The sequence below is a fragment of the Geitlerinema sp. PCC 9228 genome (genome assembly GCF_001870905.1).
GTDB lineage: Bacteria > Cyanobacteriota > Cyanobacteriia > Cyanobacteriales > PCC-9228 > PCC-9228.
This window is the reverse complement of record NZ_LNDC01000089.1, coordinates 1389-22822: the sequence shown is the minus strand read 5'-3', so window position 1 is coordinate 22822 and position 21434 is coordinate 1389. Positions and strand designations below refer to the sequence as shown.

The following is a 21434-nucleotide window of genomic DNA, read 5'->3' as shown; positions in this document are numbered from 1 at the left end:
CAAGTATTCCCTAAGTTCGTACTGGTAGAGGGTTCCTTGTTGATACTCAATACCGGAGATTTCCGGATTTTGGATTTTTTGGGTCCTTGATTTTTAGTCGGCAAGATTGGTTTGCACGGTATTTACCAAACGATGGACCCAGCGTTCGGTCATTTCTTCGGTTGCCGCTTCCACCATAATCCGCAGCAGGGGTTCGGTTCCTGAAGCGCGGACCAAAATGCGTCCGCCATCTCCCAATTCTGCTTCTGCCTGTTGGATGGCACTCTGAATCGCATCGCATTGCTGCCACTGTTGTAAGCGAGTTCGGGAAGGAAGCCGTACGTTTTTTAAAATTTGCGGGTAACAGGGAAAGCTATTGTCTGCCAGTTCGGCAAGGGCAACACCAGACGCTTGTACTAAGGCAGCTATATGCAAAGCGGTTAGCAATCCATCCCCGGTAACGCCAAAATGGCGGCATAAAATATGACCTGACTGTTCGCCACCTAGCATATAACCACCTTCGCGCATTTGGTTTTGAACGTGTCGATCGCCAACAGGGGTTCGCAGCAACCGACCGCCACTGGCTTGCCAAGCGCGTTCAAATCCCAGGTTGGACATGACAGTGGCGACAATGGTGTTTTCCGGGAGTTGCCCTTGCTGGCGCAGTTGCTGTCCCCACAAGTATAAAATGCGATCGCCGTCTACAGGATGGCCGCGGTGGTCGGCAGCCAAAACCCGGTCGGCATCCCCGTCAAAGGCAAATCCCAAATCGGCTTGGTGTTCGACAACAGCTTTTTGCAGAACACTGAGGTGGGTAGACCCGCAACCTACGTTAATACGATCGCCATTGGGTTGGCTGTGTAAGGGAATCACTTGCGCGCCCAAACTTTCAAAAACTGCCGGCGCAGCCTTGGCAGCAGCCCCCCAAGCTAAGTCTAGCACAACTTTGATGCCAGATAGAGACGGGATATGGGCAATGGACTCCCGTAGCGATCGCTGGTATGTTTCTAATAGTTGCGCACAATAGGTATATTCTCCTCGCTTTCTTTCTAGAGGAATGAGTTGGGATTGGCGGCGAATGCCAGCTTCGATGTCCTCTTGGACTTGCCGGGAAATTTTGGTACCATCGGCGGCGAACAGTTTGATGCCGTTGTCTTCAGGGGGATTGTGGCTGGCAGAGATAACCACCCCACCGACAGTTGGCAGTACATTGGTGAGATAGGCTACCCCAGGCGTCGGACACAATCCCACATGCCACACATCCAACCCCGCGGCATTTAGTCCATCCGCGATCGCTTCTGCCAGCATTTCGCTAGAATGGCGGGAATCTTGTCCCACAAGCACAGTTTTGCCATCGAGAGGGGTCCTTTGCCAAACTTGACCGGCCCAAAACCCAACTTCCCACGCCAATTCCGCCGTTAGCCATTCACCAGCACTTCCGCTAGCATCAGTGCCAACCGTACCACGAATGCCATCGGTTCCAAACAAACGATGTTCTGGCAAGCAAAGACGCTGCCGCCTGGTTTCTACCACGACGCGATCGCTAGAAGCTACCATAAATGTTTCCTTCACTCCACACAAATCCACACCAACATGTCAATCCTACCCAGAATTGCCCGATTCGTGAAGATCGATATGGGGAGAAAACCACGGCCATGGCAGCCAACTAGCAGCTGCGATCGGCTTATCGGGGTTTGCCCACCGCATAGACCTGCAAAATCTCCCGCGCGGATTGTACCAGACTTTGCGGACCTTCCACCATCAACAAATAGCGTCCTTGACGCACGTGGTAGCGGTAAACATTGGCTTGGCTGCCTTCCCCCAGAAAACCAATTAAAGCACCCACTACAGCGCCGCAAAAGCCACCTAAAATCCCAATCGCTGGAATCGCCAAAGCTGGTTCAAACCCCCGGGGAAGCAGGATTTGCCACTGAACGGACACCCAAAGGCTAAATCCCAAAAACGACCCCAATGTACCGCCAGCAACAGCAAACCAACGCGCCTTGCGCCAGGCAATTTGCAAGGGTTCTCGCAAACCAACTTGTTCGGGAGTACAGTATCCACGACCAACGATGGCTAGGTGTTCCGGGGAAATCCCATGGGTTTGTAACAGGCGATAGGCTTGAAATGCGGAAACTTCATCGATGAGGATGAACACGGATAAATGTTTGGCACGCTTGAACGTGCGCGATCGCCAAAATCGAGTAACACTCACAACCAGCAGACATAGTTTTTGGACGAGCTTTCCCCGATTTTAACTCTATGGCCAACTTTCTTCAGCAATTGAAAACAAAAAGTTGTCTGTGGTTTTTTTATGGGTTTCCCCAGGAGGATTTTGATGGCAAAATTCAGTGAAAGCGATCGCTTTTTAGATTTTGGGTTCAATTGTGGCACCGACAGCGTACAATCGAAATAGCCCCCAGTTGGTTGTTGGTGCTTGCTAAGACAAGATAACCGCCAACGGCCAACCAGTTTGCCGATTGCTGAAAATAAAGATAGCTGATTATGCCTCCTCGCTGGCCAAGAAAACCCGATCGCCAAGACCCGGAATACAGAAAACTCGACGACCGCATGACCTTTGCCGTTCATGTCGCTATTTTTGCCGCTTTTAATTCCGGATTGTGGTTTTTCTGGAACCTGCAAGCTTCTCCTTGGACGTGGACCCCTTGGGTGACGTTAGGATGGACGGGAGTTCTTGCGGTCCACGGACTGTATATTTTCGCGATCGCTAATTATTCTAAATAAACCCATGCTTCCTTTGGTTGGTCCTAGCAGCAAAAAACGGTAATTCCTATGGCAAACTCCGAAACTACCCAACAAATCGAAACCCTCGCCGCCGAACTTGGCGAACTCTACCTGGATATTGCCAAGTGGCACCTGCGTCTCGATGACGCCCACCTGCACCAAAAATTGGCCGAACGCATCTATCCCATTTTGGTAGAAAATCAAGTTAGCGAAGACCGGGTTCTCCCCATTTTGCAAAATATGATGGTGAAAGTCGGCGGTGGCAGACGGGAAATTCCCCTCATCGACTTGCTTCCCATGCAGGGACAAGTCCAACTTTTTGATATCCTAGAAGAGTTTCAGAAAGAAAATATGTAGCTTCTCTATATTGGTTCCATGAGAAGACAAGGGGGGAAACCGAATGCTTTTCGGGTAGGGGGGGACGATTTGCATTGAAAATGGATGGGATGGTAAGCATGAACCGGAATACTCAGAAACATACTTTTTGGGTTGCCGCGATCGCAACGCTGGCTATTTCCCTAGTCACTACGGCAGCCAAAGCCGACACGCGAACTTTTGAGCTATCTTTTCCCCGCAATTCTATCTATACGGTTGTTTCTAACGGAATTGTACGCGGCAATACCCACGACCATTATTTGAGCGCACAAGCGGGACAAGCGATTTCCATTGCCCTGACTTCCCCCGAAAATAATGCCGTGTTTTCTCTACTTTACCAGCAAAATGGTACCTGGCGGGAACAAATCTACAGCCAAAAAGCCTGGTTTGGCCAGCTACCTCCTTCTGACGGCAACCGCTACATCATTTCGGTGGGATCGACACGCGGCAATACAAGTTACGACTTGTTTGTGGGAATTTCCTTGCCGAACTTTTAAGCCAAAAATACTGCCTGGCTGCCACATAATTTCCCAATATCTACCAAAAAAATTTGGACAGCGTTCTCTTGACAAAAGTAATGAAGTGCTGTATAATAGTAATATTAAAGCTAACGGTTGGTGCCAGGCTATCCCGAAAGATTTCCGCTTGCTTCAGGATGGAACCCCAAAAAAGGAAATTTTTCAAAACCGCCCCTGGTGATGGGGAAAGACCGTTTGAGGCTCTTTCGCTCAAACATCTAAGCAGCGCAAAAATAGTTGCTGTGGGGTTTCATACCAATGCCCTACTACCGACCCAACTTCCGCTTCACCTGAGAAACGAAAATATCCACCTCTGGCAGATTCATTTGAGTAGCCAAAGCCGCAAAAATCCCCAAACCGCCAAAGCCTGCCAAAGTTAACGCCAACAACTGTACCCAAAATCCAGCCGTTCCCAAAACCTGCTGGCACCCCTGTAAAATACCATAAGCAGCAAAACCAGCGACCAAGCTACCAACAAATAATTTTGCTAAGGGAATACTCCAGGCGATCCAAGGCAAACCATAAATTTTTCTGTGTAGCAACACCAGCAAGACCAACAACGAAAAGAAATTCACCCCAGCAGTTGCCAAAACCAAACCGGGAGCGCCAAATAAATTCATGGCAATATAATCAAACAAAGCATTGAGAAAAATATTAATAACACTAATGCGAAAAGGCGTTTGTCCATCTCCCAAAGCGTAAAAAACCCGGACCAAAACATCCCTAGCAAGATAGACAAACATTCCCAACCCATAAGCCACAAGCAACGGTGCCACCAATTGGGATGCTTCCTTGTCAAAGGCATAGCGTTCGTAAACCACGCGCACAATGGGGAAAGCCAGGGGAATCATTAAAGCGCCCAAAGGTAGCATAGTCAACCCTGTTAGAACCAATCCTTGGCGAATACGACCTTTCAAAGCATCCCAGTTTTGCGGATCGCTGAGGCGGGAAAATACAGGCATGAGGGGAACCAGCAAAACATTAGAAATAATCCCGAGGGGAGTTTGAACCAGCAATCCCGCATATCCCAAAGCTGCTGCCGCTTGGGGAATAAAAGAGGCAAACCACAAATCCGTGTAGACATTGATTTGCAGCATACCAGAAGAAAAAGTAGCGGGTCCGAGAATTTTCAAAATTTCGCGAACACCCCGGTGGCGGAAGGCAAATCGCAGGCGAAACTTTCCCATTCCCGATCGCCATTGGGAAATGAGTTGAACCACCCACTGGAAGATGGCACCCAGGAGGGTAGAGACGGCGAGGACCATGCCTCCCAATAAGGCATATTCCGGTCGGGTGATGTCTTTCCCCAATGCGATCGCTAAAATGGCCAAACCGGCAATGAGGGTGCTGCTGGAAAAGAGCGGACTGATGGAAGGCAACCAGTAGCGATCGCTGGCAGTGAGGGTACCAAACCCAATACCAATAAAAGCCGCTAGCAGTGCCATGGGAGACATAATGCGTAGCTGGCGGATGGCAATGGCACGAATTTCCATGCCTTCGGGGGTGGCATTGAGACCCGGTGCCACCAAATCGATAATAGGAGCGGCGAAAATAGCGATCGCAATGGTCACCAAAAGCATAATGCCGCCAACCAGGGTAGTGACGGTTTCTACAATGGCGGCGCTTTCGCTGCGATCGCGTTTGGATAAGACACTTACAATCGCACTGTGGAACGGTCCGTTAATCCCTCCCAACAGAATTAACAAGAATCCCGGTACCACGTAAGCATAATTGTACGCATCTGCCGCTGCACCGACACCGAATGCCGCCGCGATCGCTTGCTGGCGGATTAAACCAAAAACCTTACTAATCAGCGTGGCAATCGCCACAATCCCAGCAATATTGGTTAGAGAGCGACCGGAAGTTTTGGTATCCGTTGGTTCTGTCAAGGGCAACCACCGCAAGCGTACGTTGTTAGCTATTTGAGGAAAACACTGACAGCAGCCATCGCCAGAAAAAACAACATTTGGGAAAATAGGCAACGCTGCTAGCAACCGTCAAAAGCCTTTCCTATTAAATCGCGAAATTGAATATTATGACAGATTTTCTCTATCAATATCCCCCGTTAAAAGCTGGGATTCTCCGCCAACGCTACAAACGGTTTCTCGCCGATGTAGAACTGGAAAACGGCGACGTGGTCACGGCACACTGTCCTAATACAGGACCCATGACCGGCGTTTGTCAAGTGGGGCAACCGGTACAGCTATCGGTTAGCAACAACCCCAAACGCAAACATCCCTACACCTGGGAAATGATTCAAATGGAAGACCCCGACCCCGTATGGGTAGGCATCAATACTTCACTTCCCAATCGGGTGATTAAATTGGCCCTGGAAAATCACTTGTTTGACCAACTTAGCGGCTACGACAGCGTCCGTTCGGAAGTAAAATACGGTGAAAATTCCCGGGTGGATTTTTTGCTGACAGGTGCTTCCCAGCCACCAATTTATGTAGAAGTTAAAAATACCACCTGGTGTCAAGGAAATGTAGCTTTGTTTCCCGATACCGAAACCAAACGCGGTCAAAAACATCTACAAGAACTGATGGCTCTATTGCCGGAAGCCAGGGTGGTGATGCTGTATTTTATCAATCGCAACGATTGTACTCAATTTACCTCTGGAGATCTAGCAGATGCCAAATATGGCGAACTACTGCGGACCGCCGTTGACAAGGGATTGGAGGTATTGCCCTGCCGCTTTGATATTTCGCCGGCAGGCATTCGGTATTTGGGATTGGCTGGATACAACCGAACCCCCGTTTGAATGAGTCGCCAATCGCCCAGGAACTCCCGCAGTGCCCGGGGTGTCTCGAAAATCTATGTTGGTTTCTAGGGGCTTTACCTTCGGATTCCGGCCAGCACGCATCTACCACCTGTATCGCTGCGAACTTCCTGGCGGGGAAAACACAGCACCACCGCCATCGCTAAAAAAAAATAACCGATAGGTAGCAAAAAAGCGATTTTTTAAGGACAATACCTCATTATCGGGGATAGCAAGACATGAGGAATGGATAGCAACTGCCTTTGTGGCAATAATTTCTGTTATCTTCTGGTTGAAAAAGAATTCACTATCACCCGGTTTTGATGGCGCATCCGTTGAAAAAACAACCAATGCTACCCAAGAAAAGGCTTAGTGTGGAAGAGAATTCCTGCTATCATTGCCCTACAATGGGCTATTGTCCGACAATAGCCACAACCCATGCAATAATTTGGTCAAGTTTATGTCTGTAAAGGCAGATGCTACCCCACACCCCCCAGGCGACTCTCCCTCCGACTCCCTCGGGGGAAGAGTCACCTAGCAATCCCGTCACAGGAGAGTTTCTAGCAGAAATTTCGTTTTGTGGTCGGTGAAATCGTTCTCCCCAAACCAAAATCCGGTTCTTTTGGGGCGATCGCGAGTAGCACCACAGACCCATCGACTTATAAAAATTTATCAAGACACTGGTGAGAGGAGAAATTACGTGCAAGTCGTCAAAGAGTACATGCAACGCTGCTATGAAAGCGGCCTCTATCCGGATAAATATGTTTGCCATCAAAAATGGGGCAATTGCGTAGAAATTGAAGAACCCGATACTGGCAAGCGGCGACGGGTGTTAACCTTTTGTACCAACGACATTCTCGGTTTGGTACACAACCAAGGCGTGCGACAGGCAGCCATCGATGCCATCCACCAGTACGGGACTTCCAACAGTTCTTGCTCGGTGTTGAGCGGTCGCATCGACCTACACCGACAGCTGGAAAACGAAATTTCCGAGTTTAAACACTTGCCCCATACCCAGTTGTTCATGAATGCGTGGATGGCAATGCAGGCATTGGTCGATGCATTTTGCCATCTTGCCATTTCCGTTCCTGGGTTCCAAAACACGCGCGAAACACTGATTTTGTCAGACGTTCTCAACCACGGCTGCATTGTTTCCGCGGTGGTCAACGCCAGCAACCGTTCCGGCAAGGTGTTCAGTCACAGCCCGGACGTTCGGGTCAAACCCTACCGCCACTGTGATGTGGACGATTTGGCTCGCAAACTCCGCCGCTATGCCAAACCCGACGATCGGATTATGGTGGTCTCTGATGCCGTGTTTTCCATGGATGGCGATCTGGCGCCGCTACCGGAAATGCTGGATGTGCTAGAGAACTACCCAGGCAGCGTCATTGTTATGGACGAAGCCCACGCCAGCGGCTCCCTCGGCGCTACCGGTGGCGGGATTTACGAACACTTTGGCCTGCATCCACAACAGGTCATCGAACGCGGTATGGTGCCGTTGATTATGACCACCTTCTCTAAATTTGCGGCTTCCGCCGGCGCTGCCATTAGCAGCCACGTGCGGGAATTTATCGATCTATTGGATACTTCCCCCACCTCCATTGGTACCATCTCGCTACCACCGCCAATGACCGCCGCTGCCTTGGAAAGCATACGCGAAGTGCGTCGCCACCCGCAATTGGTAGAAACCCTTCATGCCAACACGCAATACCTGCGATCGCGTTTGGCAGAGGAAGGATTCCTGGCCATGGGAGAAACCAACGTGATCCCCGTTTTGCTCCCCACGGAAATCAATCCCAAGCATTTTGCCCGCTACCTGTTGGAAAATTACAATATTTGGATTTCTCCCATCTGGTTTATCGCCAAACCGCGCCTGCGCATTACCGCCAACGCCCTCCATACCAAAGAAGATATGGACCGCTTGGTGGAAGCTATGGTGGCCACCCGCGATCGCATGTACAAACCAGAACAAACCATGGTAACCGCTGGGTAGCTTCCCGCCGTTTCCGTGGCTGTTTCCCATGGCGGAATTTCCCTATCCACCTCGCCAAAGGGCAAAGGAACTGCTGGAAGCTTGCACCTTTGTCCTCTCAGCCCCTTTTGCCAGCACTTCTTTTCCTACTGAGTTCCCATACCAGCCCATGGATACACAGGTGCGCATTCAAACTGTAGAAACCGGATCCGATTGGGAAACCTTTTTGGATCTTCCCCAGCAAGTTTACCAAGGCGATCCCCATTGGGTACCGCCCCTGCGCCGTAGCGTGGCTGCCAACTTTGACCGCAGCAATCCTTTCTATCAGTATGGCGAATTGCAGGCGTTTCTGGCTTGGCGGGAGGACCGCAACCATCACCACCCAACAGCAGTGGGTCGGATTGTCGCTGCCATCAACCACCGCCTGATCGAACGAGAAGGTGAAGCTGTGGGGGTATTTGGTTTTTTTGAATGTATCGAGGACTTTCAAGCGGCCCGCCTGCTGTTGGCATCCGCCTGCGACTGGTTGCGATCGCACGGCATGACCCGCGTTCGGGGTCCCATCGACCTATCTACCCACAACAATTGCCTGTTTTTGGTAGATGGATTTGACGACCCGCCGTTGGTGATGATGCCCTACAATCCCCCCTACTACCCACAATTTGTGGAAAAAGCTGGGTTTGCCAAAGCCAAGGATGCCTACGCCTACAACTTACCCCTCGACAAACCCCTACCCCCCAAATTTGCAAAAGCCTATCGCATTGCCTGTCAATCTGGCATTACCTTTCGTCCAGTTCGCCATCGCGGCGAAGGATTCACTGAAGACGTACGCCACATTTACCATCTTTTTAACGCCACCTTTAGCGGCAGCTGGAGTTCCACACCGCGTACGGAAGCCGAATTTTTTGAAACAGCTAAGGATCTAAAGTCCACTGTCGATCGGGATGTTTTCTCCTTCGCCGAAGAGAACGGCAAACCGGTGGGATTTTTTATGTCCCTGCCAGATTACAACATTCCCCTACGCCATGTGAATGGTAAGCTCAATTGGTGGGGCATGCTGAAGTTCCTTTGGTATCGCCGCCAAATCGATCGTCTGCGGGTTTTGGTCATTTGCGTTTTGCCAGAATACCGTCGCAAAATGGTGGCTATGGCTTTGATTTACCACAACCATCACCATGGTTCCCAACCAAGCAAACCCTACAAAAATGCCGAACTATCTTGGGTGTGGGAAGACAATACCAACTCCCGTCGGGTCATTGAAGCCACCGGCTGTACCATTTACAAAACCTACCGCATGTACGAAAAAGCCTTATGAAAGCCTTCGTTACTGGAGCCAATGGCTTTACCGGTTCCCACTTGGTGAAAGCGCTGGAACGTCAAAATATCGAGGTTACGGCCTTAGTGCGCCCGACCAGCAATTTGGAACGCCTGCAAGGTACCCAGGCACAGTTGGTGTATGGAGATATTACCGATCGCAGTGCTCTCGAAAAAGGCATGCAGGCGGCAGACTGGGTGTTCCATACCGCCGCCTACGTAGAACTGGGGATTGTCGATGCGGCGTTGATGGAAAAGGTGAATGTAGAAGGAACCCGCGCGGTCTTGACGGTGGCTAGCGAAGCCAAAATCCAAAAAATGGTTTACTGCAGTACCATCGGTGTCTTCGGCGATACCCGCGGGCAAGTGGTGGATGAAAGCTACCAACGCACCCAAACCGATTTTTCTTCTCCCTACGACCGCACCAAATACCGGGCACAGCAGTTGGTGGATGAATGGGCAGCCTACGGATTGCCGGTGGTGAGTGTTATGCCATCGGGCATTTTTGGAATAGACGACCCCCACTTTCGACCGATTATAGAACGATTTTTACAGGGGGGATTGAAAGTTTGGGCACAAAGCGATCGCTTGACTGGTATCGTTCACGTAGACGACCTGGTAGATGCCATGCTGCTAGCAGCCCAAAAAGCACCCCCTGGCGAATGGTACATTCTCTCTGCCGGAGAAATGACCGCCCGGGAAATGTTTGCCCTCATCGGCGAAGATGCTGGCATTGCCCCGCCGGTGGAAGTGCCCAAACCCCTGGTTCTGCTGGTTGGCAATATTTTGGAGGTGGTGGGTAGGTTGTTTTCCTGGAACCCACCCCTTAGTCGAGAAAGGCTACACTACGTGTACGACCGCCTGGTTCGGGTGGATGGCAACAAAGCCAGAAGGGAGTTGGGCTGGCAACCCCGTTCCCCAGAAACGGTATTGCTGGAGATGACTGCCCAAATTCGCCAAGAATGGCCGTAGTTTCCCGCACCATCGCATTCTCTTTCCCAAAAGCAGCCAAAAGCGCTAGCATAAAAGATGCTCGTTTGGGCAATCACCAAGTTTTGTGAGGTTCTGGTATGTACGTACCGCTCTGGCCGGGAAATCCCTATCCCTTGGGCGCTACTTGGGATGGCAAAGGCACCAACTTTGCCCTGTACAGCGAAAATGCCACCGGTGTAGAAGTTTGCTTGTTTGACAGCGAAGACCGGGAAACCCGCATCGCCTTAAAAGAGGTGAAAAATTTTATTTGGCACGGTTATTTACCAGGAATTGGCCCCAGCCAGCGCTACGGTTTTCGCGTCTACGGTCCCTTTGAACCGGAAAATGGCCATCGCTTCAACCCCAACAAACTATTGCTCGATCCCTATGCCAAAGCTGTAGACGGAGAAATTGGCTACGGCGAAGAGATTTTTGGCTATCCCTGGGATGCAGAAGAAAAAGATTTGGAGTTTTCCGAAACAGACGATGCCCATCTGGTTCCCAAGGGAATTGTCGTGGATGAATCTTTTGACTGGGAAGGCGATCGCTTGTTGCGCATTCCCGAACACGAAACCATTATCTACGAAATGCACGTCAAAGGATTCACCAAGCTGCATCCCGATATCCCCGAAACTTTGCGCGGTACCTACGCTGGTTTGGGCCATCCGGCGGCTATTTCTTACTTACAATCTCTAGGAGTAACCGCTGTCGAGTTGATGCCGGTTCACCATTTCCTTTCTTATCCTGGCCATTTGGCGGACAAAGGATTGAAAAATTACTGGGGATATGACTCCATCGGTTACTTTTCCCCTCACTTCGACTACACCGCTACCCACCGCAATCCCGAACAGCAAGTACGGGAGTTCAAACGCATGGTGAAAGCCCTGCATGCTGGTGGCATTGAAGTAATTTTGGATGTGGTGTACAATCACACCGGTGAAGGCAATCATTTAGGACCCACCCTTTCGCTACGGGGAATTGACAACGCCATCTACTACCGTTTGGTAGACGATAACCCACGCTACTACATGGATTTTACCGGTTGCGGCAATTCCCTCAACGTCCGCCACCCGCAGGTTTTAAAATTAATTACCGATAGCCTGCGCTACTGGGTGGAAACCATGCATGTGGACGGCTTTCGCTTCGATTTGGCATCGGCATTAGCACGAGAGCTGTACGAAGTCAATAACCTGGCAGCCTTTTTTAACATTATTCACCAAGACCCCATTTTGTCAGATGTGAAGCTGATTGCCGAACCCTGGGATGTGGGAGAAGGTGGCTATCAAGTGGGGAAATTTCCTTTGCTGTGGTCGGAGTGGAACGGGAAATATCGGGACACCGTGCGCGATTTTTGGCGCGGGGAAGACAGCCGCTTGGCAGATTTTGCCTTTCGATTTACAGGCAGTTCCGACTTGTACGAAGACAACGGCCGTCAGCCCAGTGCCAGCGTAAATTTTGTAACCGCTCACGATGGGTTTACCCTGAACGATTTGGTGAGCTACAACGAAAAACACAACGAAGCCAACGGTGAAGATAACGAAGATGGAGAAAGCCACAACCGGTCTTGGAATTGTGGTGTGGAAGGAGAAACGGACGATGAATCGGTCATTGAATTGCGCAACCGCCAGCGGCGTAATTTTTTAGTTACCCTAATGCTGTCTCAAGGGGTTCCTATGTTGTTGAGTGGGGATGAAATAGGGCGATCGCAGCAAGGAAACAACAATGCCTACTGTCAGGATAACGAACGAACTTGGTTGAATTGGGATTTAACCGAGTCCAACGAAGCCTTGTTGGATTTTGTTCGCCAACTCATTTACTTCCGCCGCCAGCATCCCGTTTTCCGACGTCGCAAGTGGTTCCAAGGTCGTTCCATACGCGGTTCTGAAATTGGCGATATTAGTTGGTACAATCCCGATGGTGGCGAAATGACCGAAGACCAGTGGAATGCTGGATTTGCCAAAGCTGTGGGAATTTTCTTAAATGGCGATGCGATCGCGACGGCTGGAAAATGGGGAGAACGAGTGATGGACGACAGTTTTTTACTGTTTTTCAACGCTCACTACGAAATGCTGGAGTTTACGATTCCTCCCAGTTTGCAAGAGAGTTCTTGGTTTACGATTATTGATACCACCCAGCCGTATTTTCTAGAAGATGGCAAAACCTATCAGGATGAGAATGTCATTGTACCGGTGGAAGCGCGATCGCTGGTGGTTTTGCAAAAGAGATAGGCGTAGATTTTCCCTGCTTGGCGATCGCTTGGAACTTCCCTACTTCTATCTTAAAAGTAGAGGCACCTCAAGAAGTACCCCTACAAACAATTTTCCCTAGATTTTGCAGGAATTCACAGAAAAAGCACTAGCTTTGACGACGGCGAAGACCCATCAAGCCTACCCCTGCCAAACCCAAAAATGCAACGGCCGAAGTGGGTTCGGGAACGTCAGCCATACTAGCCGAGTTGTCTTTTCCGAAATCCACAGCAAAGACGGTATCATTGTAGTCTAAATCACCACCACCGTGGATATCTTCAAATCCCAAAACCACATAATCAGAATCGTAATAAGCGATTAAGTGTTGTTTGCCATCGGGGTTTTCAGAAGCATCGGCACCGTAAATGCGGTTGCTACGACCGTTGGAAGCCAGCCAGAAATCAAATTTCGTCCCAGCATCGAACTGACCCAAGTTCATAGAATCCCCAATGTTGAGAGGACCGTTGCTGTTACTAAGAACGCTTTCTGGCGAAGAAACATCTTCAAAAATGAGTTTTTCTGCTAAAACTTCGCCATCCTTGGTCGCCGTAAATCCCAATTGGTTGCGATAGCCAGCACCTTCATTGATAAAGTAGGCACTCACTTGGTGGGGAAACTGCAACACCATTTTGTTGGGATCTAGAACATGGTTGCCAACATCGGCAGACATGTCGTTTCTTTCGGTGTTGACGTATTGTTGTTGGTATCTACCTCCCTTTCTTATATAGTTTTGTAGGTCTTCAGGTGCAGCGTCAATGCTTTGAATTTGGTTTTGGTCCAAAACATCCACGTTTTTTAGACCGCCTTCTGTGGTCAACGTAAAGGCATTGGCTGGTTGTGCCATCGCGCTGAAGCTAGTCACGAGTGCACCTGCAACGAGAAAGCTGGTTGTCGTAGGTTTCATATGAATGGCTCCTGTGTACTTGTGTTGGCGTGGGAAGCGAGATTGGGTAAAGATATAGATGGCTGTTCGTTAACCAAAAACTTCGGTTGTAGATGCACCAAGTTCCTACGTCTTCTTATTTTCATTTTCTAAAAAAAACAGAGAAAAGGCTTCCGTTAAATAGCGTAATTTTGGATGTTGATTTTTCATAAAACATCAGTGCGATCGCGTACGCATAATGGCGTATTTTTGATTTTGTTTGCACCACGCTTTCCCAGCTTTATTCACAGAAATGGCTACCCAACAGTAAAGGGATTTTCATGCTTCCATGGCACTTCCACGCAAAAAAAGAAGGCGGCAGCCATACCATAGCTACCGCCAACTTCTTTAGGGAAATATTATCCGAACGATTGCTGGTTAGACGAAGCGATTAACGGCGGCGTTTTTGATAAGCAGCCAAACCCACCGCAGCAACTCCCAAAAAGGCTAGCGTGGAGCTGGGTTCGGGAACCGCAGTTGGCATGCTGGCAGCATTGCCTTCACCAAAATCTACAGCAAATACCCCGTCGTTGTAATCCCAGTCGCTTTTGGATGCCATTTGGTCTTCAAAGCCTAAAATGACGTGACCGGAATCGCGATAGGCGGCTAAATGCTGTCTGCCATCAGGATTTTCCTCGGGATTGGCACCAAAAATCCGATCTTCGTCGCCGTTGGCAACCAACCAAAAATCGAATTTGGTGTCAGCATCGAACATTCCTAAATCGACAAAGTCGCCAACTTCCAAATCTCCACCGCTTTGCCATCTACCAGGACCATTTTTGCGGGAAACGTCTTCAAAAATCAGGTCTTCGGCAATAACATTGCCTTGGCTATCGGTAGCGGTGAACCCGAGTTGGTTTCTGTATTTGGCGTTTTCGTTTATGAAATAAGTTTTTACCTGATGGGGAAAGTTCAAAACCAACTCGTTGGGCTGGAGGATGTTATCCTTGACTTCGTCGGCAATATTGTTGGCATCCTCGTTGAAATATTTTTGAAAGTCGTTCTGCATCAAGCTTTGGGTTTGTTCGTCGGCTTCGCTGGCAGAACGAATGGTGAAAGCGGTAGCCGGTTCGGCGATCGCTAGACCGGCAGCAGCGGTACTGGCCGCTAGGAGTGTGGAGATAATTGGTTTCATAATGGCGTAACCCTCTACTTGTTTCTCTACAGAAATCTATAAAATGCTTAAGGTAGGCAATAGCGAAGCTCAGTTCCTAGAAAAAAGTTTGCTTGACTCGGACCTAGCAACCCACTTCCCATTATGGGAAAAATGGCTGGCAATATCCTCCGCTAAATACCGGAATTTTGTATATATAGTTTTTGTGAACATCAGTGTTTATACGTAAATTTCCCGCCTAAAAACACGTACGTAATACAATCTTTTGTTTTTTTGAGAACGGCGATCGCGTCTGGGAAAAATGCCATGGGTCAAATGGAAGGTAGCAATACTAAGTAGCAGGTCGGTTTGCTAAAAGATACGTTGGTTTTCCATGGTGTCAGCCATTTCGCTTATCCGCGATTCGGAAGATCGGCCGAAATACGTAATTTCCTCAAAAAGGCATTTTTTACGTATTTATACAGAAGGAAAATTAAACCAAATGAAATAAAATATGTGCTGCACGAGCGAGAACTGCGATAAAAAATAATCCATACCAATTTCTATTAAAGATTCGATAAAAGCGATCGCGATCGCAATAATTTCCATGCTTAAAAAGCTAAACTATAGAGTGGGAAAACAAAAAGGACGTTCCTGAAAACATCAAGTTGCATTCGAACAGCAAACCTACTTTCTTTTTTTGGGAGTGATAAAAAAATGTCAGCAATGAAATCTTTGGCAACTGCGGTTGTAGCGGGTGCCGGCTTCGCAATTGCTACTTCTGCAATGACACCAGTGCAAGCCTTTTCTTTAACCAATTCGCCAGCCTGTAGCACCAGCGACATAGCTGGTTCTTCAAAATGTTCTGGTTCCTACAAACTGGAAGGTGGTGAAAACGACGTAACGGATGGTGGCAAAGATAATATTGTCACCCAACTGCTCAACCAAGACGACATCTTTGAAGTTGGCGGTGGTTGGGACTATAGTTTCAAGAACGAGTATGGTGGCGAGCAAAAATCAGGTAAGTTCGACTTCGACAACATTGATTTGGCTACCAACGACCTTGCCATCAGCTTGAAAGCCGCTAAGGACTTCAGCGTCTACTACATCGAAGCTGGGACCTTCAACCATGGCGATGAAATTGAGTGGAGTACAAAAGGTACCAGTGCCAACAAAAAAGGCATTGCCAGAGCCTTATCCCACGCTTCTGTATTCGTTCGCGATGTTTCCCACCAAGACAACAGTGCTGCTGAAAAAATTCCCGAACCAGCCACCGGTATGGCTGTAGGCATTGTAGCTTTGGGAGCATTTGCGTACAAAAAGCAGTTCCAATCGTAGCGCCAAACGCTGTACTAGTCAATTGCGTTGGCCATTAGGGTTGCATCGTCCCAGGGGGAGGTGACGCAATATATGCATGCATCCAGCCTACCAGCGAACGAGGAAGAAACACCAACATATTCCATATCTTCATACTTGATTGAATGCAAAGCCTGGGAATAGCAAATTTTCCCAGGCTTTCTATTTTGGCAGTTTTGGTTTTGCAGCAATTAAAAAATCGTTTCTAAAGTTATCCCCCACTCAATCGGTTGAACCTACCTAAGCGTACTTCCAACCGTTTGAATGGGGGATGAAACCATTTGCTGGTTAACTGGTTGTTATCTTGGTCTTTATCTTGGTCTTAGAACAAGCCAAAGGTAAAAGATTCATCCAAGGGGAACGTAGCACCAATTCCCAACCATAGGGTAACCACCGTACCAATCAAGAAGACAGTGGTTGCTACCGGACGGCGGAAGGGATTCTGGAACTTGTTGACATTTTCAATGAAAGGAACCAGAATCAAACCAACAGGAACTGCCACCATGGCCAAAACGCCCAGCAGTTTGTTGGGAACGGCACGCAGAATTTGGAAAACAGGATAAAAATACCACTCTGGCAGGATTTCTAGAGGAGTGGCAAATGGATCGGCAGGTTCGCCAATCATTGCCGGGTCTAGAACAGCCAAACCAACGACGCAGGAAATCGTTCCTAGAATAACGACTGGAAAGACATAGAGCAGGTCGTTTGGCCAGGCAGGTTCCCCGTAGTAGTTGTGACCCATGCCTTGAGCTAGCTTCGCTCGCAGTTCGGGGTCGTTGAGATTGGGTTTTTTCAGTACGCTCATGGGTTCGCTGGTGTTCTCCTGACGACTCTCATTTTAAACAAAAATAGGGCGCTTGGTCGTGCTTTAGAGGGGACCGGAGATGCCTTGTTTGCGGATCATCAAGAAGTGCAACAGCATGAAAACCGCAATCAGCCAAGGCAACACGAAAGTATGCAAGCTGTAGAAGCGCGTCAGAGTGGCTTGACCGACGCTTTCACCACCGCGCATCAGTTCGACAATGGTGCCGCCAACCACTGGGATGGCTTCGGGAACGCCGGTGACGATTTTAACGGCCCAGTAACCGATTTGGTCCCAAGGCAGGGAATAACCGGTCACGCCGAAGGAAACCGTCAACACCGCTAGAACCACACCGGTTACCCAAGTCAACTCCCGTGGTTTTTTGAAGCCACCGGTGAGATAAACTCGGAAAGTGTGTAAAATCATCATTAACACCATCATGCTGGCGGACCAGCGATGGATGGAGCGGATCAGCCAACCGAAGTTCACGTCTGTCATCAAGTATTCAACAGAAGAGAAGGCTTCGGTAACGGTTGGCTTGTAGTAGAAAGTCATGGCAAATCCAGTGGCAAACTGGATAAGGAAGCAAACCAGCGTAATGCCTCCCAAGCAGTAAAAGATGTTTACGTGGGGAGGCACATATTTGCTGGTAATGTCATCGGCGATTGATTGTACTTCCAGGCGCTCCTGAAACCAGTCGTATACGTTGGACATAAAGCCAGCATTCCTAGAAAATTGCTATCTATAAAAAATGTAACACAATTTGTTTTATAGAGGAAATCTAGAAATGGCTGGTATGGGTGGATTGTGCTGTTTGTGGCAGCAGCGATCGCACAGAAAAATTTGGCAATCGGGAGCAAGCCGTTGATTTTTCTAGCTTTTCTGGCCAATTTGCTGGCAAAATGGTGCTCCTGCAACGCTTGTAGAGGTGAATGTTTGTCGCGATCGCCCCCCTTCAATCGGCCAGCAATTGTGTCAGACTAGTAAACAACCTTCTATCAAACTTGCCAAAAGCAGTTTTTTTCAACCATTCAACCATATCTTCAGACCTATGCTCGGGAATCGACGTACTTTTGTTATAGCTTGCGTTCTATTTTTACAACTTCTATGGGGGATGAGCTGGTGGACGCCGCCAGCTCTAGCAAATACACAAGGGAGGGAGTTATTCTCTCAAGCCTGGCGTGTGGTCAGCCAAGCCTATTTGGACGATACGTTTAACGGTCAAGACTGGTGGTCCGTGCGTCAAAAAGCACTGCGCCAGCCGATGGAGACTAGCGAAGATGCTTATGAAGCCATTGAACAGATGTTGGCTTCCCTCGACGATCCGTTTACCCGGTTTTTGCGACCCCAACAGTATCGCGGGTTGCAAATGAACACTTCTGGGGAGTTAACTGGCGTCGGTTTGCAAATTGCCATTGACGATGACACCCATCGCTTACGAGTGGTTAGTCCCATTGAAGGATCGCCAGCGGCCGAAGCCGGCGTACAAGCTTTGGATTACATTGTCGAAATTGACGGTACGCCGACCGACGACCTTTCCCTGGAGGAAGCCGCCAAACGCATGCGCGGCCAGCCGGGAACCCAGGTAACCCTGAAAATTCAACATCCTGATAGCGATCGCGTTGAGTCTCTTGATATTATCCGCGATCGCATTGCCCTCAATCCCGTACGTTGGTCCCTGCGCTCCATCGACGATAGCACCCAAATCGGCTACATCCGCCTGAGTCAATTTAACGGCAACGCCACCACCGAAGTTGCCAACGCCATCGAAAATTTAGAAGCAAAAGGGGCCGATGCTTACATCCTCGACTTGCGCAATAATCCCGGCGGTCTACTGCAAGCTGGTATTGAAGTGGCGCGCTTGTGGCTCGATGGCGGCACTGTTGTCTATACCGTCAACCGTCAGGGTCAGTTTGGCAGCTTCGATGCAGGAGAGCAAGCCATGACCGATGCACCTTTAGCCGTGTTGGTCAACCAAGGCAGTGCCAGCGCCAGCGAAATTCTCGCCGGTGCCTTGCAAGACAACCAACGCGCGCAAGTGGTTGGGGAACCCACGTTTGGTAAGGGATTGATTCAATCGCTGTTTCAACTTTCCGACGGTTCCGGTTTGGCAGTGACTGTAGCGAAATACGAAACTCCCAACCATCGCGATATCAACGAATCTGGCATTCAACCGGATGTGATGGTTCCCCTAGACATTCAATCGGTACGGGATATTGCCACGGAAGCCGACGCGCAATACCAGCAAGCGCTGAAATTGCTGGCACCAGAAGCTGTTATGGCTAAAGCCAGCTAAGGACCCATCTTTATTGGGGGGACTGGGAAAATGGCTCTGTTGAGAAGCGGTGGTTCGACTGGTTCCCCTCTTTAAAAAGAATGCGGCGGCGTTGGGGGTCTTGCAGGTAGGTCTGCTCCTGCATTACTCGTTTGGTGGCGCTGGGAGCGAAGGAACGTTGAAATTGCGATCGCAGGGTTTCCACTTCGCTTTCCTGTTTTTCCAAATATCCCTGCATTTCCTGTAGTTGCTGGTATCCCTGACGTTGGTAAGGCAACAGGTGAGCCAACGCCGAAACTGCAACCACCGAAATGAGCGTGTTGACTGCAATTTTGGTGGTTGCCTCTAAAGCAGCCGTCCGATGGGAGGTGGCTTTTTTGGCTTGGGGTTGGCGAGATGGGTGCGTTTGCGATCGCTTGCGGGGTCGGCGGTGGGAAACGCGCCGGTTTGGCGTAGCCTCGACGACCTGAGGTGGCGTTTTTAAAGCATTCATAGTCCAGAAAGATGGCTCTCTACATGGCTAAAGGAGAAATCGCTGGCTTAGCGCTCTAGTAGAAGCACCTGTGGCTGTATGCTGGCATATTTCCTCAATAATGCTGTATAGCTAGCCAATTTACCGTTTTTTTCGAGCGATTTGCTATTCATTGTACATGGTCTGGAAATTTCGCCAAGATGGGAAGCTGTACGGACAAACCCCAGAAAACAAACAAGCAGAGATGCTTCCAGAACACCTCTGCTTCAAATTTCGTTGCTTGTACGACCCGTTGCTGGCTGGGATAGGAAGACAAGTAATTGGTGGTGGTGTTTCCCTAGAAAGCCATTTACAGAGAAACACCATCAGCTACCTACTTGTACAGTTCCGTGGCTAGCCGGAAGGCCATGAGGCCAGGGATGAGGGCAATGACGAGGGCAACAAGAACTTGGGTATCCGATAGCATAAAGTTACAGTCCTTTTTAGCTACAAATACAGATGGTCTATCTTCCACCAATTTCCAACAAAATGGCTTTTGGGGAAAGGTTTTGTTACAACTTGAAACATAAATGGCCGATCGCTTTGATTTTCTTAACGATAAAATCTATCTATAGCTAGCGGCGGCGAGGGGCGAAAACCTGGAAAATATCGCCAAAAATTGCCACGATAGAGTCAAAATAGTAGCCAGCACGCACATTTCATTTCGCAACAAATCTTAAAGAGCCTTACATGTTAGACCAACTGTTTGAACTGTCTCCCAATCTCGGTCTCGATGCCTTGTTTGTTTTGTTGGTTTTGGTGGCCCTAGAATCGGTTCTTTCAGCAGACAACGCACTGGCGTTGGCATCCCTTTCAGGAGGTTTGGAAAATGACCAGCTGCAACACCGGGCCCTCAATTTAGGACTTCTGCTGGCTTATGCCATGCGCATGGTCCTCATTTTAACCGCCACCTGGGTGATCCAATACTGGCAATTTGAATTGCTGGGGGCTTTATACCTGTTATGGTTGGTATACCAGCATTTTATTTCCGAAGAATATACCGAAGGCCACCACCACGGTCCGCGATTTCAATCCCTCTGGCAAGCCATTCCCGCGATCGCACTGACCGATTTAGCCTTTTCCCTCGATAGCGTCACCACTGCGATCGCACTTTCCGACGAACTGTGGCTGGTCCTCACCGGCGCTACCCTGGGAATTGCGATTTTACGTTTCATGGCGGAACTATTTATCCGCTGGTTGCAGGAATACGTTCACCTAGAAGATGCCGGCTACATTACCGTTGGCTTGGTTGGCATGCGGCTGCTGATCCGCGTCGTAGACGATAGTTTGGCACCTCCCCAATGGCTGATGGTCAGCATGATTGCTTTAATTTTCATCTGGGGATTTTCCGAACGAACCGACCAATCGCAAACCATAGAATCCGAATCCGACGCCACCAACAATTCATAGATACGGCAAAAGAGTGAAGGCAAGTTCCTTCACGGAAAATACCTCGATACGTTTGGAAGCCCTGTCGCTTTAGCGCAGGGAGGAAAAACGAACGGCGACTAAAGTCGCCTATAGAGTATGAGCAAACGCATAAGCATAACCATCCCTTTTATGAATTGGTCGGCAATACCTATGGCTAATTCCAGA

General features: G+C 49.2%; 21 protein-coding genes. 12 read left to right on the top strand and 9 right to left on the bottom strand.

The features are described 5' to 3' along the window. Positions 1-93: 93 nt before the first annotated feature. Both glmM and AS151_RS07630 read right to left on the bottom strand, forming a co-directional pair. Entirely contained in the window at positions 94-1536 is a 1443-nt protein-coding gene (gene glmM / locus AS151_RS07635) for a phosphoglucosamine mutase (RefSeq protein WP_071516449.1), read from the bottom strand. Between the two features lie 127 nt (positions 1537-1663). Then, the gene (locus tag AS151_RS07630; RefSeq protein WP_071516448.1) at positions 1664-2194 is read right to left on the bottom strand and encodes a hypothetical protein; all 531 of its coding nucleotides are present in this window, start codon (positions 2192-2194) and stop codon (positions 1664-1666) included. Positions 2195-2484: 290 nt separating this feature from the next. Between AS151_RS07630 and AS151_RS20695 the strand changes: the two genes are divergently transcribed. The 3 genes from AS151_RS20695 (at position 2485) to AS151_RS07615 (ending at position 3596) form a co-directional block, all read left to right on the top strand. Further along, entirely contained in the window at positions 2485-2724 is a 240-nt protein-coding gene (locus AS151_RS20695; protein WP_084639452.1) for a 2TM domain-containing protein, read from the top strand. Positions 2725-2772: 48 nt separating this feature from the next. Continuing rightward, positions 2773-3081 (top strand): DUF3181 family protein, encoded by a 309-nt coding sequence (locus AS151_RS07620; protein WP_071516446.1) that lies wholly within the window; start codon positions 2773-2775, stop codon positions 3079-3081. Between the two features lie 98 nt (positions 3082-3179). Continuing rightward, complete coding sequence (locus AS151_RS07615; protein WP_071516445.1) at positions 3180-3596, top strand: hypothetical protein; 417 nt, start codon at positions 3180-3182, stop codon at positions 3594-3596. Positions 3597-3883: 287 nt separating this feature from the next. Here AS151_RS07615 and murJ read toward each other — a convergent pair whose 3' ends face one another. Beyond that, positions 3884-5506 carry a murein biosynthesis integral membrane protein MurJ gene (gene murJ, locus AS151_RS07610; protein WP_071516453.1) on the bottom strand — a complete coding sequence of 541 codons (1623 nt, stop codon included), beginning with the start codon at positions 5504-5506 and terminating at the stop codon, positions 3884-3886. A 146-nt stretch (positions 5507-5652) separates the two neighbouring features. On the opposite strand from murJ, the gene sfsA reads away from it, so the two are divergent. The 5 genes from sfsA to glgX all read left to right on the top strand — a co-directional run bounded on the left by sfsA (position 5653) and on the right by glgX (position 12861). Next, on the top strand, positions 5653-6378 hold the full coding sequence (gene sfsA / locus AS151_RS07605) for a DNA/RNA nuclease SfsA (RefSeq protein WP_071516444.1): 726 nt from the start codon (positions 5653-5655) through the stop codon (positions 6376-6378). A gap of 697 nt (positions 6379-7075) precedes the next feature. Beyond that, positions 7076-8368 carry an aminotransferase class I/II-fold pyridoxal phosphate-dependent enzyme gene (locus AS151_RS07600; RefSeq protein WP_071516443.1) on the top strand — a complete coding sequence of 431 codons (1293 nt, stop codon included), beginning with the start codon at positions 7076-7078 and terminating at the stop codon, positions 8366-8368. 148 nt (positions 8369-8516) lie between these two features. After that, the gene (locus tag AS151_RS07595; protein WP_071516452.1) at positions 8517-9662 is read left to right on the top strand and encodes a GNAT family N-acetyltransferase; all 1146 of its coding nucleotides are present in this window, start codon (positions 8517-8519) and stop codon (positions 9660-9662) included. Beyond that, positions 9659-10633, top strand: coding sequence for an NAD-dependent epimerase/dehydratase family protein (locus tag AS151_RS07590; protein WP_071516442.1), 975 nt, complete (start codon positions 9659-9661; stop codon positions 10631-10633). Before AS151_RS07595 ends, AS151_RS07590 begins: the two co-directional genes overlap by 4 nt. A gap of 98 nt (positions 10634-10731) precedes the next feature. Next, complete coding sequence (gene glgX, locus AS151_RS07585) at positions 10732-12861, top strand: glycogen debranching protein GlgX (RefSeq protein ID WP_071516441.1); 2130 nt, start codon at positions 10732-10734, stop codon at positions 12859-12861. Between the two features lie 127 nt (positions 12862-12988). On the opposite strand, the gene AS151_RS07580 is transcribed toward glgX, so the two are convergent. Continuing rightward, positions 12989-13741: a DUF4114 domain-containing protein gene (locus AS151_RS07580; protein WP_170861341.1), complete on the bottom strand. Its 753-nt coding sequence runs from the start codon at positions 13739-13741 to the stop codon at positions 12989-12991. Positions 13742-14192: 451 nt separating this feature from the next. Next, positions 14193-14936, bottom strand: coding sequence for a PEP-CTERM sorting domain-containing protein (locus AS151_RS07575; RefSeq protein ID WP_071516439.1), 744 nt, complete (start codon positions 14934-14936; stop codon positions 14193-14195). A gap of 675 nt (positions 14937-15611) precedes the next feature. On the opposite strand from AS151_RS07575, the gene AS151_RS07570 reads away from it, so the two are divergent. After that, the gene (locus AS151_RS07570) at positions 15612-16232 is read left to right on the top strand and encodes a hypothetical protein (protein ID WP_071516438.1); all 621 of its coding nucleotides are present in this window, start codon (positions 15612-15614) and stop codon (positions 16230-16232) included. 340 nt (positions 16233-16572) lie between these two features. Here the strand turns inward: AS151_RS07570 and petD are convergent, their stop codons facing one another. Then, complete coding sequence (petD, locus tag AS151_RS07565) at positions 16573-17055, bottom strand: cytochrome b6-f complex subunit IV (RefSeq protein ID WP_071516437.1); 483 nt, start codon at positions 17053-17055, stop codon at positions 16573-16575. A 63-nt stretch (positions 17056-17118) separates the two neighbouring features. Further along, positions 17119-17766, bottom strand: coding sequence for a cytochrome b6 (locus AS151_RS07560; protein ID WP_071516436.1), 648 nt, complete (start codon positions 17764-17766; stop codon positions 17119-17121). Positions 17767-18103: 337 nt separating this feature from the next. Here AS151_RS07560 and ctpA point away from each other — a divergent pair, with 337 nt between their 5' ends. Continuing rightward, the gene (ctpA, locus tag AS151_RS07555; RefSeq protein ID WP_071516451.1) at positions 18104-19348 is read left to right on the top strand and encodes a carboxyl-terminal processing protease CtpA; all 1245 of its coding nucleotides are present in this window, start codon (positions 18104-18106) and stop codon (positions 19346-19348) included. A gap of 10 nt (positions 19349-19358) precedes the next feature. Here the strand turns inward: ctpA and AS151_RS07550 are convergent, their stop codons facing one another. Further along, positions 19359-19820, bottom strand: a complete 462-nt coding sequence (locus tag AS151_RS07550; RefSeq protein ID WP_071516435.1) for a hypothetical protein — start codon at positions 19818-19820, stop codon at positions 19359-19361. A 157-nt stretch (positions 19821-19977) separates the two neighbouring features. Here AS151_RS07550 and AS151_RS21435 point away from each other — a divergent pair, with 157 nt between their 5' ends. Then, positions 19978-20196 (top strand): hypothetical protein, encoded by a 219-nt coding sequence (locus AS151_RS21435; protein WP_139240566.1) that lies wholly within the window; start codon positions 19978-19980, stop codon positions 20194-20196. Here the strand turns inward: AS151_RS21435 and psaM are convergent. Further along, positions 20173-20265 carry a photosystem I reaction center subunit XII gene (gene psaM, locus AS151_RS07545; protein WP_071516450.1) on the bottom strand — a complete coding sequence of 31 codons (93 nt, stop codon included), beginning with the start codon at positions 20263-20265 and terminating at the stop codon, positions 20173-20175. The two genes, AS151_RS21435 and psaM, sit on opposite strands and share 24 nt — an antisense overlap. 263 nt (positions 20266-20528) lie before the next feature. Here psaM and AS151_RS07540 point away from each other — a divergent pair, with 263 nt between their 5' ends. Continuing rightward, the gene (locus AS151_RS07540) at positions 20529-21248 is read left to right on the top strand and encodes a hypothetical protein (RefSeq protein WP_071516434.1); all 720 of its coding nucleotides are present in this window, start codon (positions 20529-20531) and stop codon (positions 21246-21248) included. The last annotated feature ends 186 nt before the right edge of the window (positions 21249-21434 follow it).

Coding starts and splice junctions, on each gene's coding strand:
- glmM (WP_071516449.1), bottom strand. CDS start 1,536: ATGGTAGCTTCTAGCGATCGCGTCGTGGTAGAAACCAGGCGGCAGCGT.
- AS151_RS20695 (WP_084639452.1), top strand. CDS start 2,485: ATGCCTCCTCGCTGGCCAAGAAAACCCGATCGCCAAGACCCGGAATAC.
- AS151_RS07620 (WP_071516446.1), top strand. CDS start 2,773: ATGGCAAACTCCGAAACTACCCAACAAATCGAAACCCTCGCCGCCGAA.
- AS151_RS07615 (WP_071516445.1), top strand. CDS start 3,180: ATGAACCGGAATACTCAGAAACATACTTTTTGGGTTGCCGCGATCGCA.
- sfsA (WP_071516444.1), top strand. CDS start 5,653: ATGACAGATTTTCTCTATCAATATCCCCCGTTAAAAGCTGGGATTCTC.
- AS151_RS07595 (WP_071516452.1), top strand. CDS start 8,517: ATGGATACACAGGTGCGCATTCAAACTGTAGAAACCGGATCCGATTGG.
- AS151_RS07590 (WP_071516442.1), top strand. CDS start 9,659: ATGAAAGCCTTCGTTACTGGAGCCAATGGCTTTACCGGTTCCCACTTG.
- glgX (WP_071516441.1), top strand. CDS start 10,732: ATGTACGTACCGCTCTGGCCGGGAAATCCCTATCCCTTGGGCGCTACT.
- AS151_RS07575 (WP_071516439.1), bottom strand. CDS start 14,936: ATGAAACCAATTATCTCCACACTCCTAGCGGCCAGTACCGCTGCTGCC.
- AS151_RS07570 (WP_071516438.1), top strand. CDS start 15,612: ATGTCAGCAATGAAATCTTTGGCAACTGCGGTTGTAGCGGGTGCCGGC.
- petD (WP_071516437.1), bottom strand. CDS start 17,055: ATGAGCGTACTGAAAAAACCCAATCTCAACGACCCCGAACTGCGAGCG.
- AS151_RS07560 (WP_071516436.1), bottom strand. CDS start 17,766: ATGTCCAACGTATACGACTGGTTTCAGGAGCGCCTGGAAGTACAATCA.
- ctpA (WP_071516451.1), top strand. CDS start 18,104: ATGCTCGGGAATCGACGTACTTTTGTTATAGCTTGCGTTCTATTTTTA.
- AS151_RS07550 (WP_071516435.1), bottom strand. CDS start 19,820: ATGAATGCTTTAAAAACGCCACCTCAGGTCGTCGAGGCTACGCCAAAC.
- AS151_RS21435 (WP_139240566.1), top strand. CDS start 19,978: ATGGTCTGGAAATTTCGCCAAGATGGGAAGCTGTACGGACAAACCCCA.
- psaM (WP_071516450.1), bottom strand. CDS start 20,265: ATGCTATCGGATACCCAAGTTCTTGTTGCCCTCGTCATTGCCCTCATC.
- AS151_RS07540 (WP_071516434.1), top strand. CDS start 20,529: ATGTTAGACCAACTGTTTGAACTGTCTCCCAATCTCGGTCTCGATGCC.